Source organism: Oceaniovalibus sp. ACAM 378, assembly GCF_008085915.1.
Classification (GTDB): Bacteria; Pseudomonadota; Alphaproteobacteria; order Rhodobacterales; family Rhodobacteraceae; genus Oceaniglobus.
In genome coordinates this window covers 1-15,033 of the sequence record NZ_VSJK01000024.1, presented here as the reverse complement: position 1 = coordinate 15,033, position 15,033 = coordinate 1, and the positions used below count along the sequence as shown (strand labels likewise).

General features: G+C 57.8%; 16 protein-coding genes and 4 pseudogenes. 7 read left to right on the top strand and 13 right to left on the bottom strand.

From position 1 onward, the window contains the following. Nucleotides 1-132: 132 nt before the first annotated feature. The 6 genes and pseudogenes from FQ320_RS22300 to FQ320_RS22275 all read left to right on the top strand — a co-directional run. Entirely contained in the window at nucleotides 133-1,389 is a 1,257-nt protein-coding gene (locus FQ320_RS22300) for a sarcosine oxidase subunit beta family protein (RefSeq protein ID WP_370513097.1), read from the top strand. Between the two features lie 10 nt (nucleotides 1,390-1,399). Continuing rightward, the gene (locus tag FQ320_RS22295) at nucleotides 1,400-1,693 is read left to right on the top strand and encodes a sarcosine oxidase subunit delta (protein ID WP_148475507.1); all 294 of its coding nucleotides are present in this window, start codon (nucleotides 1,400-1,402) and stop codon (nucleotides 1,691-1,693) included. Next, nucleotides 1,690-4,653 (top strand): sarcosine oxidase subunit alpha family protein, encoded by a 2,964-nt coding sequence (locus tag FQ320_RS22290; protein ID WP_148475506.1) that lies wholly within the window; start codon nucleotides 1,690-1,692, stop codon nucleotides 4,651-4,653. The genes FQ320_RS22295 and FQ320_RS22290 overlap by 4 nt, the downstream gene beginning before the upstream one ends. Then, on the top strand, nucleotides 4,646-5,155 hold the full coding sequence (locus FQ320_RS22285; RefSeq protein ID WP_148475505.1) for a hypothetical protein: 510 nt from the start codon (nucleotides 4,646-4,648) through the stop codon (nucleotides 5,153-5,155). The genes FQ320_RS22290 and FQ320_RS22285 overlap by 8 nt, the downstream gene beginning before the upstream one ends. Before the next feature lie 212 nt (nucleotides 5,156-5,367). Beyond that, nucleotides 5,368-5,458 (top strand): annotated as a pseudogene (locus FQ320_RS26960) (IS6 family transposase); the annotation flags it as partial. 90 nt (nucleotides 5,459-5,548) lie between these two features. Next, nucleotides 5,549-5,857 (top strand): annotated as a pseudogene (locus FQ320_RS22275) (IS6 family transposase); the annotation flags it as partial. A gap of 54 nt (nucleotides 5,858-5,911) precedes the next feature. Here FQ320_RS22275 and FQ320_RS22270 read toward each other — a convergent pair. From FQ320_RS22270 to FQ320_RS22210, 13 genes and pseudogenes are all read right to left on the bottom strand, one after another. Then, nucleotides 5,912-6,106 (bottom strand): annotated as a pseudogene (locus FQ320_RS22270) (DDE-type integrase/transposase/recombinase); the annotation flags it as partial. After that, entirely contained in the window at nucleotides 6,055-6,522 is a 468-nt protein-coding gene (locus FQ320_RS22265; protein ID WP_370513096.1) for an HPP family protein, read from the bottom strand. The gene FQ320_RS22265 and the pseudogene FQ320_RS22270, both read right to left, overlap by 52 nt. 81 nt (nucleotides 6,523-6,603) lie before the next feature. Continuing rightward, complete coding sequence (locus FQ320_RS22260) at nucleotides 6,604-6,948, bottom strand: type II toxin-antitoxin system HicB family antitoxin (RefSeq protein WP_148475503.1); 345 nt, start codon at nucleotides 6,946-6,948, stop codon at nucleotides 6,604-6,606. Next, nucleotides 6,945-7,199: a type II toxin-antitoxin system HicA family toxin gene (locus FQ320_RS22255; RefSeq protein WP_148475502.1), complete on the bottom strand. Its 255-nt coding sequence runs from the start codon at nucleotides 7,197-7,199 to the stop codon at nucleotides 6,945-6,947. Before FQ320_RS22255 ends, FQ320_RS22260 begins: the two co-directional genes overlap by 4 nt. Nucleotides 7,200-7,389: 190 nt before the next feature. After that, nucleotides 7,390-7,578: a hypothetical protein gene (locus FQ320_RS22250; RefSeq protein ID WP_148475501.1), complete on the bottom strand. Its 189-nt coding sequence runs from the start codon at nucleotides 7,576-7,578 to the stop codon at nucleotides 7,390-7,392. 267 nt (nucleotides 7,579-7,845) lie between these two features. After that, nucleotides 7,846-8,529, bottom strand: a complete 684-nt coding sequence (locus FQ320_RS22245) for an IS6 family transposase (protein WP_148475530.1) — start codon at nucleotides 8,527-8,529, stop codon at nucleotides 7,846-7,848. Nucleotides 8,530-8,668: 139 nt separating this feature from the next. Then, nucleotides 8,669-8,821: pseudogene (locus FQ320_RS26955) on the bottom strand (Tn3 family transposase); the annotation flags it as partial. Between the two features lie 32 nt (nucleotides 8,822-8,853). Then, the gene (locus FQ320_RS22235) at nucleotides 8,854-10,041 is read right to left on the bottom strand and encodes an aminotransferase class V-fold PLP-dependent enzyme (protein ID WP_148475499.1); all 1,188 of its coding nucleotides are present in this window, start codon (nucleotides 10,039-10,041) and stop codon (nucleotides 8,854-8,856) included. A 20-nt stretch (nucleotides 10,042-10,061) separates the two neighbouring features. Further along, nucleotides 10,062-10,553 carry a RidA family protein gene (locus FQ320_RS22230; protein WP_148475498.1) on the bottom strand — a complete coding sequence of 164 codons (492 nt, stop codon included), beginning with the start codon at nucleotides 10,551-10,553 and terminating at the stop codon, nucleotides 10,062-10,064. 38 nt (nucleotides 10,554-10,591) lie between these two features. After that, nucleotides 10,592-11,356 carry an amino acid ABC transporter ATP-binding protein gene (locus FQ320_RS22225; RefSeq protein WP_148475497.1) on the bottom strand — a complete coding sequence of 255 codons (765 nt, stop codon included), beginning with the start codon at nucleotides 11,354-11,356 and terminating at the stop codon, nucleotides 10,592-10,594. A 25-nt stretch (nucleotides 11,357-11,381) separates the two neighbouring features. Beyond that, a complete protein-coding gene (locus FQ320_RS22220; RefSeq protein ID WP_148475496.1) occupies nucleotides 11,382-12,053 on the bottom strand; it encodes an amino acid ABC transporter permease in 672 nt (223 codons plus the stop codon). Nucleotides 12,054-12,069: 16 nt separating this feature from the next. Continuing rightward, nucleotides 12,070-12,729 (bottom strand): amino acid ABC transporter permease, encoded by a 660-nt coding sequence (locus FQ320_RS22215; RefSeq protein ID WP_148475495.1) that lies wholly within the window; start codon nucleotides 12,727-12,729, stop codon nucleotides 12,070-12,072. Nucleotides 12,730-12,797: 68 nt separating this feature from the next. After that, nucleotides 12,798-13,661 (bottom strand): transporter substrate-binding domain-containing protein, encoded by an 864-nt coding sequence (locus FQ320_RS22210; RefSeq protein ID WP_148475494.1) that lies wholly within the window; start codon nucleotides 13,659-13,661, stop codon nucleotides 12,798-12,800. A 185-nt stretch (nucleotides 13,662-13,846) separates the two neighbouring features. On the opposite strand from FQ320_RS22210, the gene FQ320_RS22205 reads away from it, so the two are divergent. Further along, the gene (locus FQ320_RS22205) at nucleotides 13,847-14,617 is read left to right on the top strand and encodes an IclR family transcriptional regulator (RefSeq protein WP_148475493.1); all 771 of its coding nucleotides are present in this window, start codon (nucleotides 13,847-13,849) and stop codon (nucleotides 14,615-14,617) included. The last annotated feature ends 416 nt before the right edge of the window (nucleotides 14,618-15,033 follow it).

The following is a 15,033-nucleotide window of genomic DNA, read 5'->3' as shown; positions in this document are numbered from 1 at the left end:
CCCTCATGCTGTCCAACATCCCGACATCCGGTCGAAAGTAGGGCGCACAACATTAATAGCGATTGATATTTTCCTTTGAAATGGCGTAGCGTATGCTTCATATAGCGTATGAAACAGCAGAGGCTCATTGGTGTGACACATTATTCCGCATGGTCGATCGTTCGGAATGGCCTTTCAGGCAACCGAGGCTGGACGCGCGCCTGGCGCGATCCTGCACCGAAACCTGCCTATGATGTCGTGATCGTTGGTGGCGGCGGTCATGGCCTGGCCACCGCGTTTTACCTCGCCAAGGAACACTCGCTGCGTAACATCGCAGTGATCGAGAAAGGCTGGCTGGGGGGCGGCAATACCGGGCGCAACACCACCATCGTGCGATCCAATTACATGATTCCCGGCAACACGATGTTCTACGAACGCTCGATGCGGATGTGGGAAAATCTGAGCCAGGAATTGAACTTCAACGTGATGATGTCGCAGCGCGGACAGTTTCACCTAGGTCATTCCCCGGCGCAGATGGACGGCTTGCGGCGGCGCGGCAACGTCATGCGCGCCCATGACATCGACTCTGAACTGATGGACCGCGCCGAGGTGATGCGCCGTTTGCCCTATCTCGATTATTCGGAAAAGGCGCGATACCCGATCTATGGCGCGATGTTTCAGGGCCGCGCCGGCACCGCCCGCCATGATGCCGTGGCCTGGGGATATGCCCGCGCCGCAGACAGGTTGGGCGTCGATATCATCCAGCAATGCGAAGTGACCGGTTATCTGCGCGACGGCGAACGGATCTGCGGCGTCGAGACCACGCGCGGCCCGATCCGGGCCGGCAAGGTCGGACTGGCCGTTGCCGGGCATACCAGTCTGCTTGCAGCCAAGGCGGGGTTGCGGCTGCCGATCGAAACCCACGCGCTCCAGGCGTTTGTCACCGAACCGATCAAGCCGTTCATCGATCACGTCATATCTTCTGGGGCGGCGCATTTTTATATCAGCCAGTCCGACAAGGGCGGATTGGTGCTGGGTGGCGATCTGGACGGGTATAACAGCTATGCCCAACGCGGTGGCCTTCCCGAGGTTGAACACACGCTGGCAAGTGCGATGGCCCTGATTCCGTCCCTGTCACGTCTGCGCCTGCTGCGCCATTGGGCGGGCGTCATGGACATGACCATGGACGGAAGCCCGATCATCGCAAAAACCCCGATCGAGGGTCTCTATCTGAACGGGGGCTGGTGTTACGGCGGGTTCAAGGCGACCCCGGCCAGTGGCTGGTGTTTCGCCCACACCATCGCAACAGACACCCCGCACGACGACAACGCCCGCTTTACCTTATCCCGGTTCGAGCGCGGCACCCAGATCGACGAGAAGGCTGCCGGGCCGCAGCCGAACATGCAGTGAGGATCGCCGGATGATACGGCTGGATTGCCCCGTTTGCGGGCACCGCGACGAGACAGAGTTTGCCTATCTGGGCGACGCGACGGTGCGCCGACCGGACCCGTCGATTACCGATCCGGGCACCTGGGCAGATTTTGTGTTCCTGCGTGACAACCCGCGCGGTGCGCACTGTGAATATTGGCAGCATGTAATGGGCTGCCGGGAATGGTTGATAGTCAATCGCAACACGGCCACTCACCAGATCGACAGTTGCCAGTTGGCCCGCTCGGTTTTCGCAGGCGAAGCAACTATGGCGGCGTCATCATGACGGCGCGTCGCCTTGCAAAGGGCGGGCGAATCGATCGCAGCCGCATGATTTCAATGCAGTTTGACGGGCGCAGGATCGCGGCGCATCCGGGCGACACACTTGCCTCGGCACTGCTAGCCGCCGGGGAAATGATCATCGCGCGCAGCTTCAAGTATCACCGTCCACGCGGGGTTTTTTCTGCGGGAACCGAAGAGCCGAACGCATTGATCACCCTCGGTGAAGGTGCCCGGTCTGAGCCGAACACGCGCGCCACAACTCTCGAGGCGTTCGACGGCCTCGTCGCGCGGGGCCAAAACGGCTGGCCCAATGTCCGGCATGACCTCAGCGCGATCAACGGAGCATTGTCACCATTCATCGGTGCGGGCTTTTATTACAAGACATTCATCGGTCCGTTTCGCGGAACGGCCTTTTGGATGTTCTGCGAACGATACATCCGCAAAGCCGCCGGCATGGGACGCGCTATCACGCTTTCTGATCCTGACAGCTATGACAAGACCAACGCCTTTTGCGACGTTCTGGTCATTGGCGCGGGTCCAGCAGGGCTGAGCGCGGCACTGACAGCCGGGCGGCAAGGCCTGCGTGTCATACTTGCCGAGCAAGATTTTGCCCTTGGTGGTGCGTTGTTGTCAGCCCCACCGGATGCGGCGACCGATGCTTGGCTGAGCACAACTGCGGACGAATTGCACTCTTTGCCAAACGTCACCATTCTTGCCCGGACAACCGTTTTCGGCGCCTATGACGGCAATGTTTTTGGCGCGGTGCAGCGTCAGTGGGACCATGTCGCGCAGCCCCCCTCCGATGAGGCACGGCAATGCTATTTGAAAATCCGCGCCAAGCGTACCGTGCTGGCCACCGGCGCCTTTGAACGTCCACTCGTCTTTGGCAATAACGACCGGCCCGGTGTCATGCTTGCCTCGGCAGTGCGAACATATCTCAACCGATACGGGGTGTTGGCAGGACAGAACGTGCTGATCGCCACCAATAACGACAGCGCCTATGCCACGGCGCTTGATCTGGTACGGGCTGGTGCCCAAGTCACGCTTTGCGATGCGCGCGCCAGTGTGCCGCAACCTCTTGCCAACGAACTGACTTCAGCTGGCGGTGTCTGCCTTTCCGGACACGGCATCGCCTCCGCGCATGGGCACAGGCATATCACCGCAGCCTCTGTGGTTCCCGTTGATCGGAACGGCCGCGCAACCGGTGTAACCGTCAGACTCAGGTTCGATCTGATCGCTGTTTCCGGCGGCTGGGCGCCGGCTCTGCAATTGTGGAGCCAACGCCAGATGAAACCGGTTTATGACACCGAAAATGGTTGTTTTCTGCCTGTGCCCGATCTTTTGCCGGACATGTGCTTTGCAGGCAGTGTCATCGCGGCGCCGGGCCTTTCGGACGCCATCATTCAAGGCGCACTGGCCGGGGGCGCATCCACCTCACAGACGGCCCACCTTGCCGACACGGCCCCGCACTGGGCGCGTGACCTGCATCCGCTCTGGTGTGTGATGAATGCGCAGGACAAACCGTTCGGCAAGGCCTTTGTTGATATGCAGCACGACGTCACAGTGCGCGATCTGGATCAGGCCCATGACGAGGGATATGTCTCGGTCGAACATCTCAAACGCTATACCACGACCGGGATGGCCACCGATCAAGGCAAGCTGTCGAACGTCAATGCACTGGCGCGTATGGCCCAGCTTTCGGAGAAATCTCTGCCCGAAACTGGCACCACCACGTTTCGTCCCCCGGTTACGCCGGTAACGATCGGTGCGCTTGTCGGGCATGATTCCGGTGAACATTTCCACGCGACCCGCCTGACGCCACTGCAAGATTGGCACCTGAGGAATGGTGCGGTCATGACACAGGCCGGGCCTTGGCTGCGCCCTTGGTACTATCCAATAGGCGACGAAACACTTGACCAGGCCTACCGGCGCGAGGCCGCCCATGTGCGTCGTGCCGTCGGCCTAGTCGATGTGTCGACGCTGGGCAAGATTATGGTGCAGGGACCTGACGCCGCAAATTTGCTGAACCTGCTATACGTCAATGGCTGGAGCACCCTGAAGCCCGGAAAGTTGCGCTATGGCGTCATGCTGCGCGAGGATGGAATCGTGCTGGATGACGGAGCAACTGCCCGGCTGAGCGAATACGATTATCTGATGTCGACAACCACCAGCGGTGCGGGCCGCGTAATGTCGCATATCGAACACCTGCTGGCGACGTCGTTGTATGACCTGCGGGTGCGCGTTACTTCGGTCAGCGATCAATGGGCGGCTATGGCGCTGGCCGGCCCTGCCTCACGCGATGTTCTGCGCGCGGTTTCCGGCGATTTTGCCGCTGCGCTGTCGCCCAACTCATTGACCGACGCACAGGTTGAAGGGGTTGCCGTGCGGGTTCACAGAATGAGCTTTTCCGGCGAGTTGGCGTATGAAATATACGTTCGCTCCGAAGACGCTGAAGATGTTTGGGCGGCACTGATAACGGCAGGCGCCCCACATGACATCGCCCCATATGGCACCGAGGCGATGGGCACCCTGCGCATTGAAAAAGGCCATGTCGCGGGACCCGAACTGGACGGTCGCGCAACCCTGCGCGATATGGGGATGGGGCGCATGGCATCGTCACGCAAACCATTCGTCGGCTCGGTGCTTGCCCAGCGGCCCGACCTGCAAGACCCGGATCGCCCCATGCTGGTCGGATTGGAGATCGATGGCCCCATCGGCGCGAAAGCCGGTGCGATCCTGTTCGCCGCCGACGGTAAGACCGAAGGAAACGGCCTTGGCTGGGTTACCTCGACAACATGGTCGCCCGCGCTGGAGCGGTTTATCGCTCTTGGCTATCTCGGCGGTGCCCCCGAACGGATCGGCAGCACGGTCCGCGCCATTGATTTCCTGGGCGAAAGCACCGTAATGGCGCGCGTCGTGTCTCCGCAATTTTTCGACCCCGAAGGAGAGCGCCAGAATGCCTGAGGATTACGGAGTCACATTGAAGAAATCCGCGGCTGGTGGGGTCGCCCAGATGGTCGTCTGGGGCGATCTGCAAAGGCAGTTATCGCTCATCTTTGACAAGACACTGCCCTTGCCCGGCTATGACCTTGCCGTCAGCATCGATGGATTCATTCTGTTTCGCATCGCGCCGGATCGGGTTCAGTTTCACCATGCAGACTCGACTGCGATCATGTCGCTGGAAAGCCGGGTCAATCTCGAGGACGGTGCGTTTTGCGATCTGAGCCATGCCCGTGCACGGCTGGAGATTTCGGGCGCCAGCTCGGAAAACGCGATGTCGAGTCTTGCTCCGATTGATTTCAGCTCGTCCGGTTTTATGATTGGCGCTTTTCGACAAACCGGAATTCACGGGATCCACGCGTTGATTCACCGGACCGCTGCGGACAGTTTTGCGGTCTGGTTTCCAGCAAGCTGGTCGCACAGTTTACAGCGTTACATCGCAGATGCGGTACATATTCATCGCTAGCAACTTCTGTGGTTGCCGCCGATTGTGCAAGGACCTCTGACCCCTGGGCTTGGTGATCGAGTGCGGTCTTCTGTCGGGCCTGTTTATGCGGCACGTTTCAGGAGCCGCTGGCCGGGATGGTGAACGGCGAAGCGGGTCCGCATCTGTATCTCGGGGATTGTCACATAAACTGTCGTTCGGTTGCTTGCGTCACAATTTGGACATAGCTGGCAATGATGCACACACCTTCTATCAGCTACAAACGTCACCGCTTCCCAGCCCAGATCATCGCTCATGCAGTGTGGCTGTACGTCCGTTTTAACCGGTAGTGTCGCAAGCTTTTCGCACTGTCGCCCCGGCGGCGTATGCAGAACTGGATGTGCGAGACCGGACACGCACGATCGGAACGGAACGATAATTGACTTCAAGGGCGCGCAATACCCGAAATCCGTCATTCTGTATGCGGTCTATTTCTATGTCCGTTACGGCGTCTCGTACCGTGATCTGGAAGAGATCATGTCCGATCGTGGCGTCAGCGTTGATCATTCTTCTTTGAACCGTTGGGTCATCAGATATTCCCCGCAGATCGCTGCAAATGCGCAGTCCACAAAGCGACCAACAGCTGTGTCCTGGCGAATGGATGAAACCTACATCAAGGTTAAAGGCAGTTGGACGTATCTCTACCGAGCTGTTGACCGTGAGGGGCAAACCCTTGATTTCTTGGGATGTGTCGCAAATATATCCGCAGGCTAAACGCAAGCGTTTTGCTGGACACAGTTATCCTGCCAGCGCCGCGAACTGCTGAAAGGCGGTGCCACCGTTGCCGGCAAGCTGACCCTTTCGGATCATATGTGCGGTCTCGATCCCGGCGAGGGTCGCCTGCGCAGCAGCGAAGGATTTGAAACCCTGCATCGGCCGGGTCAGCTTCTTGATGAAGCGGTGGTCCTGCTCCACGATGTTGTTGAGGTATTTTCCATCGGTTCAGGATCTGTGGTGCCGTGGGTGTTCGAGTCATCGAATTGACGGAATGGATAGTGCCGCCCCGTCAGCCGACCATAGGCGATTGCGATCAGCACAAGCAGAACTGTCCCCACGGCAACCGGTGTCAGGGCGAACATGAACCCCAGTTCTCTTACGGCATCGGGGCTCATCGCGACGGTCATTGCAACCGCGCCGGCAGGGGGATGCAAGGCGCGGCAGAGGATAGTGGCCGCGATGGTAAGCCCAACGGACAAGGCGATACGCAACATGGGGTCCGACACCGCCAGACAGACAGCGACGGCGACGATGGCGGCCACGGTGTTGCCAACAACGGCTGACCATGGTTGCGCCAAGGGGCTGTTATGAACGGCGAAGAGGAGGATAGAACTCGCACCGAAGGGTGCCACGAGGTAAAGACCGACCTCCGGGTCAATCTCCGGCGAGAGGAGGCATTGAGCGATTATGGAGTTTTGCGGCGGGCTATTCAGTCACGCGTGTTCACCGCGAGCAGCATGTTTTAGAACCTCTTCTGCCCACTGGTTCAGGCTCTTGCCTGCTAGTTCTGCCGCCAGTGCAGCCTTGCGGTGAACTTCTGGATCGACCCGGAACATCACGCGGCCAGAATATGGCTTCTGCGGCTCTTTTCCGATCTTGGCGCAGGCATCGACGTAATCATCGACGGCCTCATGAAACGCCTCTTTTAGCTCTTCTACGCTGTCTGCATGAAAGCCCACGCCGTCGCGGATACCAGCGATCTGGCCTGTCATGATGCCGTCTTCATCATCGTATTCGATGCGCGCAGAGTAGCCTTTGTAGGTCATGATGTTTGTCATGGCGTGATCCCTATTCTCTCCAAGAACGCGCGGGCTGCGCGGACCTGATACCGCTTGGCTTCCTTGGCTGGGTGCGGACGGTGGAACGTCTCGACCTCACCATCTTTCTCGAAGCGGACCCGCGAACCGTTGCCCTCAATCACCCGCGCCCCAGCCGCAACGAGCAGATTTTCGATTGCCGACCATTCAACTGTCCCAGACACGGGATCGGTGAAAACAGTGGCAAGTGTTTTGCGGTGCTTGTTGTTCATAAGGCTATATAAGCCGCGCTTGCATTAAGTGCAAGCGCGCTCGTGAAGCCGCGCCAATGATCACAGACGTTTCGCGATCTAGGAACGCCCCAGAATCCGTGGTTTTTGGCGGGTTGTGGAAATGCGGAAAAAGTCGGTCCGAGCAGAATGTGCACGAAGCAAAGCAGCCCGTTCCAGCATCAGCCAAGCGTTAGATTGGGACGTTATTCAACAGCAGGCTATCATCTTCAAGGGACGTCGTTTCGGGCCCGGATTTTGTTTCGTTGCTGGCTTCCAGGCGAATCTGACGCTGCGCGGCGCGACGTGTATTCGCGGCATCAGCCTCAAGGACCAGATGATCCAGTTTGGTCATCTGGTATTCAAACGAACTCATTTTCATGGCGACCTCAATTCATATCTGGAATGGTTTAGGAGATTTCTGAAAACGGAATTTTCGAAAAAAATGACGATGCTCGCCCACTGTCATGCAAGCTTCACCAGAGGCTGTAACACGAAAACTCCTGCCGAGAAACAAGCAAAGCGAAATTTTCAAGCTGGACTGACGGCCTCGCCCAAAGTGTCCCGCCTGAGGCTAGATTCTCCGCACTATGATCGGTTGTGTCGCAAACTTTGGGGTAGCCTGAGGGTGCCAACCTTTTCGACATGATTATGCTGCGAGGGCGGCAAACTGCTGGAATGCGGAAAGTCTATTGGCGCCGAACTGGCCCTTGCGGATCATGTGTGCGGCCTCGATACCAGCGATGGTTGCTGCTGCAGAATGGAGGGCTTTGAAGCCTAGCATCGGACCGGTGATGTGCTTTATAAAGCGGTGATCTTGTTCAAGGATGTTGTTAAGATATTTTTTCTGCCGGATGGTGATCAGCTGGCCATTCCCTTTAAATTTGAGGATCACATTCACCGCCTGAAGCCCCGCAAAATTAGCGCCGCTTTTATCAATGTTTACGCGGTCCGGCTGACCGTTTGCAGCGATAGCCTGCTTGAAAAACCGTCGCGCCGCAGCCGTATCTCGGCGCTCTGAGAGCATGAAATCAAGGGTTTTTCCGAAGCTGTCGACGGCCCGGTACAAGTACGTCCACCTGCCGCGAACCTTTACATAAGTCTCGTCCATCCGCCAGGATTTGGCCGTCCCGCACTTTTTGGCTTGGGCGGTGGCCGCGATCAGCGGCGAATACTTCACAACCCACCGGTTCAGCGTAGCGTGGTCAACGGCCACGCCGCGCTCGGCCAAGATTTCTTCAAGGTCGCGGTAAGAGACGGCATAGCGGACATAGAAAAACACGGCATGCAGGATTACTGCCTTCGGGTAGTGTACGCCCTTGAAATCTATCACCGTTCTGACCCGCCTGTCTGCTTCGCCTGAGAGCCAAGCATTGCTCCAGTGGTGATCCATATGAAACCCAGAAAAGTTTGCGACACTATCCGTTCAGCCCTTCGTGGATTTCCTGGCGGAACGCCTCTGAACGCAGTTACCGGGATAGAAAAATCGTCTTGATAGCGCGGCCAAGTTCCGCCAGCGTCTTGTAGGTGGGGTGCATCACGTCCGAACGGGGGAACCGGCGCAGGATACCTAAGGACCCTTGGGCGTTGCCAGCCTCATAGCATAGCACCCTGCGCCGTACCACTCAGGGGCTTCTCGCGAATTTGCTCATTTGCTTCATGCCAGCCATGCAAGATAACTGTTCACCCCGCCATTGCGTGCGTCGGATACGGCAGTCGGCAGGGTTTTGCGTGTCATCACATTTGTCAGTGCAGTTGCGACCTTTTCAGCCTGACCGGGCAGGATATTGCAGGGGTCAAGCTGGAAAGAGTCCTGTTCGACCTTGTGATTGCGTACGATGATCTTCGGAGATTGCGCCCCTAATTCGGCCGCCGCCTGCGCTGCACTCCAACCGGTTTTCAGTGGATCTATTTCGACCTGCAAGCGATCCAGAGGATTATTGGTCGGGTCTGGCATGATCCGCGCCGTCACACCATCGACCCCGGCGAGTGCCGATTGCCAGAGGGTCAGCGCCGCAGTCTCGGTCTTACGGATCTCATCGTGATCGCGCACTGCCCAGGCCTCAAGCGCGGCGATGGTACCGGCGATGCTTTCCTTGCCGATCTTCATGCCCCGCCCGATCCCGATATTCTGGAAATAAGTAGCGCGCACCAGATCGCGGCGCCCAGCAATGACCCCAGAGGTTGGACCGCCGAGAAACTTGTGGCCGGAATAGATCACAATGTCCGCCCCCTGATCAAGGAACCAGCGCAGATCGTATTCAGATGCCGCATCGACAATCACCGGCACCTGTTTGGCATGACAGATTTCGGCAAAACGTTTCAGCGGGATCTGCCCATAGTGGACCACATGGTGCGAGGCAACAAACAGCGCCGCGGCCGTCCGGTCGCTCAAAACACCTTCTAATTGGTGATCCGCGCAAAGGGTCGACTGCCCGACGATCCGTACCGTCGCGCCCGCCAGTTCGACTGCTTGGGATACCGGTGCACCATACCCGCAGAGGTGGCCCATCTGCACGGCAACTTCGCATTTCTCGCCGGGCCGCTGGGGCAGGTTTTCGACTGCTGCGGGGTCCAAACCAGTCATGGCGCCTGCAATCGACAGCGTCATTGCGGCACTCGCCGAAGCCGTCAGGCAGCCCGCCTCGGCGCCGGTCAACTCGGCGATCACCCGACTTGCCTCCGCCTGCAACTCGTGCATATTCACAAAGCGGGCCATCATGGCGCTGGTGGCGACGCGGACATCCTCGGCGCATACGGACCCGCCAAGGGCAGTCATCGTGCCTGATACATTGATAAGGTCCGCAAAACGGTTGTTGAGGGCAATTGTGAAAGTCTCGCGCATAATTACTCCGTGCTTAAACGTCAGGTGTTGTCGGTCAGCGTCAGGATAGCTTCGATTTCAACGGTGATCCGGTTGGGCAATGAGGAGACACCGAAGGACGAGCGCGAATGCACCCCCCTTTCGCCGAATACCCCGTGAAATAGTTCAGATGCGCCATCGATGACAAAGGGATGCCGCTCGAAATCCGGCACAGCATTGACGAGACCGAGGACCTTCAGAACCGAGTGCACGCGAGCGAACCCGCCAAGGTGGTGGCGCACCACAGCAAGGATGTTCAGCGCCACAAGCCTGGCATGTTCGCGCGCCTGTTCGGCGCTCACATCCCCGCCAACCTTGCCGACCATCGCGACACCGTCTGCGTCAATTGGCCCCTGACCCGAGACATACAGATACCCCTTATGTTCGCGTATATTGCAAAAAGCACCAATGGGGCTGGGCGGGCACTCTGGCAGCGTCAGGCCCATTGCGGCAAGGTTCGCCATCGGATCGGTGCTTTGCTGCGAAATTGTCATGACCGTCTCACTTTGGTTTGACCATAGGACACGACATGTCACCTTTGGCTCCGTGCCAGAAAGTCCTGCAAACGCGGGTGTTTGGGATTGGTCAGCAGCGTGGCGGGGGGGCCCTCTTCGGCGATCACTCCTTCGTTCATGAAAACTACACGTGTCGAGGCGTCTTTGGCAAAGCTCATTTCATGGGTAACGACCAACATAGTCATGCCTTCGCTCGCGAGATCGGTCATCACCTGCAAGACTTCGCCCACCAATTCCGGATCCAATGCCGATGTCGCCTCGTCGAACAGCATAAGTTTGGGGGCCATAGCCAACGCGCGGGCGATACCCACGCGCTGTTGCTGCCCGCCGGACAGTTGAGAAGGATAGTAATCTTTGCGCTCGCTCAGCCCAACCCGGTCCAGCCAGTGCGCGGCCGTCTCCTCAGCCTCGGCGCGGGGCTGTTTCAGTACCTTGCGCAGGCCCAGCGTGACGTTGCCCAGAGCCGACAGATGCGGGAACAGATTAAAGGTCTGGAACACCATTCCGGTCAATGCGCGCTGGCGCGCCTTCTCGGCTTCCGAGATCGAGCTTCGCCGCCCTCCCTTGTCGCGATATCCGATGAGCTGCCCCTCGATCACAATCTCGCCTGCCTGAAACTCCTCCAACAGGTTGACGCAGCGCAAAAGCGTAGTTTTTCCCGAGCCGCTGGAACCGATGATCGAGACCACCTGCCCCTGATTGACCTCCAAGTCGATCCCCTTGAGGACTTCGAGATTGCCAAAGCTCTTGTGCAGACCGTTAATTTTCAATAGCGATTGCATGTTTTTCCTGTTGTCAGTCAGCCGATTAATAGCGCGAGTACCGGCGCTCCAAGTGGGCACCGAGCAGTTCAATTGAGAAGTTGAGTAGGAAATAGACTATCATGGCAAAGCCATAGAACTGGATATAGAGGAACTCGCGCGCTGCCAGCTCGCGGATCGTGATGAAGAACTCCGGCACAGAAATCAACGACAGCAGCGTCGTGCCCTTCACAATTTCGGTCGATGATGTCACCCAAGTCGGCAGGATCTGGCGGATCGCCTGAGGGTAGATCACATAGAACTGGACCTGCCAGAACCGCAGCCCAATCGCCTTGCCCGCCTCGGCCTGTCCCTTGGAAAGCGCCTGAATCGCGCCGCGCGCCATCTCGGACACCTGCGCGCTGGCATGGATCGACAGCGCGACGACGCCACAGGCCATAGCCGAAAGGGTGAAACCCGCGACTTCGCTCAGCAGAGCATTCACCAGATAAAAAACAGTAAAGATCTTGACCAGACCGGGGATGCCTCGGACGATGTCCACATAGATCCGCACCAGAAACCGCGTGACCCACCCGCCATAGGCCGAGGCCAGCCCCAACAACAGGCCTATCGCGGTGCCTATGACGATGGACATTGCGCTGATGGTGATGGTGAACCACAACGACCCGAGAAGAAAAGGCGTTGCAGTGACCAACGTATTGCTGAAATCTTCGATCATGTTCTCTGCCTCCCGCTCACGGAATTTTAAGCTTGCGTTCAAGGGCAAGCAGAAGCTGCGCGATGATCATGCAGGCAACGACATAGATGACGCAGGCGGCAATCCAGCTTTCCAGCACGGCGAAGGTATCGGTGGAGATCTTTCGCGCCTGCCAAGTCAGTTCCGCCACTGCTATGCCGGCGGCCAGCGAGGTATCCTTGAACAGCGAGATGAAGGAATTGCCGAGCGCAGGTATAGCATTGCGAAACATTACCGGCAGAACCACCAAAGTATTGGTGCGCACCGGCGTCAGCCCGATGGCCAGCCCGGCTTCGCGGATGCCCTTAGGAATATTGGCAAGCGAGGCGCGGAACACTTCGGTCAGTTGCGCACCGGCATATAGCCCCAGCGCCAGAACTACGCTTTCCACTCGGTCAATGCGAATGCCCATTCGCGGCAGCACGAAATAGGCAAAAAACAGCAAAAGCAGCGGCGGCTGGTTGCGCAAGAATGTCACATAGACCTTTACTGCGGCCCGGATCCAAAATTGCCGCGCGTGCGACGCAAAGGCTAGAACCAATCCGATGACTAGGCCTATGATGATGGCCCCAAAGGCGATCTCAAGTCCCAGTAGCAGCCCCCACATGAGCTTGTCCCAGTCTTCGACGATGACCTTCCAGTTGAAATGATAGTTCATGGCTTCGCAATCAATTGGAGGGCGCGGCACCGAAAGAACGGTGCCGCGTTGAGGTCAGCGGACGCTGCTCACCGGTTCTCGATCGGGAACCCGATCTTGGGTGCAGGAGGCCGCACGCCGAACCACTCTTCAAATGAGGCAGCATAGACGTCGAAGTCACGGCCATTCATCGCCTCACGCAAAGCGGTATTGATGAAGTTCAGCCAGACTTGGTCGCCCGGCTTTACCGCGCAGCCATAGCTGGAGGCCTTTTCGCCGTCACCACCGTGCGCGTAACGCTCGGGGAACTTTTTGGACAGCCAAAGCACATTGGAAAGATCGACAATGCCGCCATCGGCACGCCCGGTGTCCAACGCCTCAAAGACCAGTCCCTGCTCTTCATATTGGTCGATTTCGACACCTTCAATCACGTCATGGACGGTGTCTTCGACATCAGCGTTTTGTAGGACCGCAACGCGGATTTTTTTGCCATCCGCGAGTGCCTTGTCGATGGATGCACGGTCTGGATAAGGGCCTTTCTTGTTCAGGATCATCGCCACGCCTTCCCGGTAGTAGGGCAAGGTAAATTCGACCTTCTGGGCGCGGGCGGTATTGATAGTCATGAATTGACAAGTAAAATCTGTCTTGTTTGTCAGCAGGTTCGGAATGCGCGCATCGGGTGCTTGGCGGATATACTCGATCTTGGTCTCGTCATCGAACAGCGCCCGGGCAAGAATCTTTCCCATATCTACGTCAAAGCCGGCCAGTTCGTTCTTCTCGTCCACAAAGTGCCAAGGCACGTTGGTCGAACCGGTCCCAAATATCAGATGGCCGCGCTCGATCACTTCATAAAGCTTGCTCTCGGTCTGCTGTGCCGCAGCCATGACCGGGGCAATTGCGATTAGTGTCGCGGTCGCAAGTCCGGCAAGTCCGAGGTTTCGGTGAATGTTCATTCAGTACCCTCCCTGATCTTCGAATCGGATGTGAAACACAGTTTACATAAAAGTGGTCTATAGTCTATAAATATGTATATCGCGATTTCAGGTAAATCGGCTACGCTCGGGGCACAGCGGGTTTTGCGGCTTGAATTTGCTGCGCCGGTTCCATAACTGCAGAGGCTTGGAGGATCATAGCCATCATGACCGATCAGCCGCGGCGCCGCGTGGGAGCCATAGACCGAACACTCCAGATCCTCGACATTCTGACCGAGCGGCAGGCTTCCATGAGCACCTATGAACTGGTGCGAGCCACCGGCTCTCCCGCATCGACCATCTACAAGATCACCGAGGAACTGGTAGAACGCGGGATGCTCACGCGCATGGATGCCAACGAAGTCTGGCTTGGGCCCCGCTTGATGCGTTATGGCCTCACCTATCGTTCCAAGATGGATTTTTTCGCCGCCGCCAAGCGTGAAATGGAGCGACTGGCAGAACGAATAGACGAAACAATTCAGGTTTGCGCGCGGGACGAGGACATGATGACCGTTATCGCAATGGCCCGCGGGCATGGGCATTTCAACGTTGCCTCCGACGTTGGTACCCGAGTGCCGCTGAATTGGACGGCCTCTGGACGACTTTTGGTGGGTCACCTCAGTGAGGCCGAACGACTACACATCTTCCGCGACTGCGCGCGTCCCTCGGGCACTGGACTGGCCGAGATCCAGCCGGAAAAGCTGGCCGAGATCTCTGGGCGCGAGTTCCGTGACCGACTGTCGGTACAACTTAGCGCTTCTGAATACTCAGTCGCTTGTATCGCCGCGCCAATCTGTGACGAGACAGGCGCCTGCGTAGCCACAATTTCGATCGTGCTGCCCGAAGCACGGGCACGGGCAAATTACGCCCAACTGGCCGAAGAAGTACAGAATTCTGCCAGCACTATCGAGGTAGAAATAGGACGGCGCGTGACCTGATCGCGCCTCAGATCCCTTCATCTAACATGGTTCGTATTGTGTCTGACGTAAGCACTCGTGAGACAGATTTGAGGATTTGAACATGTATGGATGCCCCCATTGATGCAAGTGGTTTTTGAACGGCGCGAGCGTGTGATCGGGTGCGGTCATGTATCAGATGCCATAATAGGGCTGGCCCCAAATCATCAGCGTTTCGGCTTGTCGTGACTGTGGATGTGAGGTGTCGTTGCCCTCGGCACGCGATGCGTGCTTACGGGGTCTTGCCGTGAGGCGCGCCCCAATTCTGAATACAGAATGAAAGGGCAACGACATGGATCACTTTATCGGTTTGGACGTCTCTTTGGCAAGCACTGCGATCTGCGTTCTGAACGCGCATGGGAAGGTGGCCAAGGAAACGACGGCTTCCAGCGAACCGG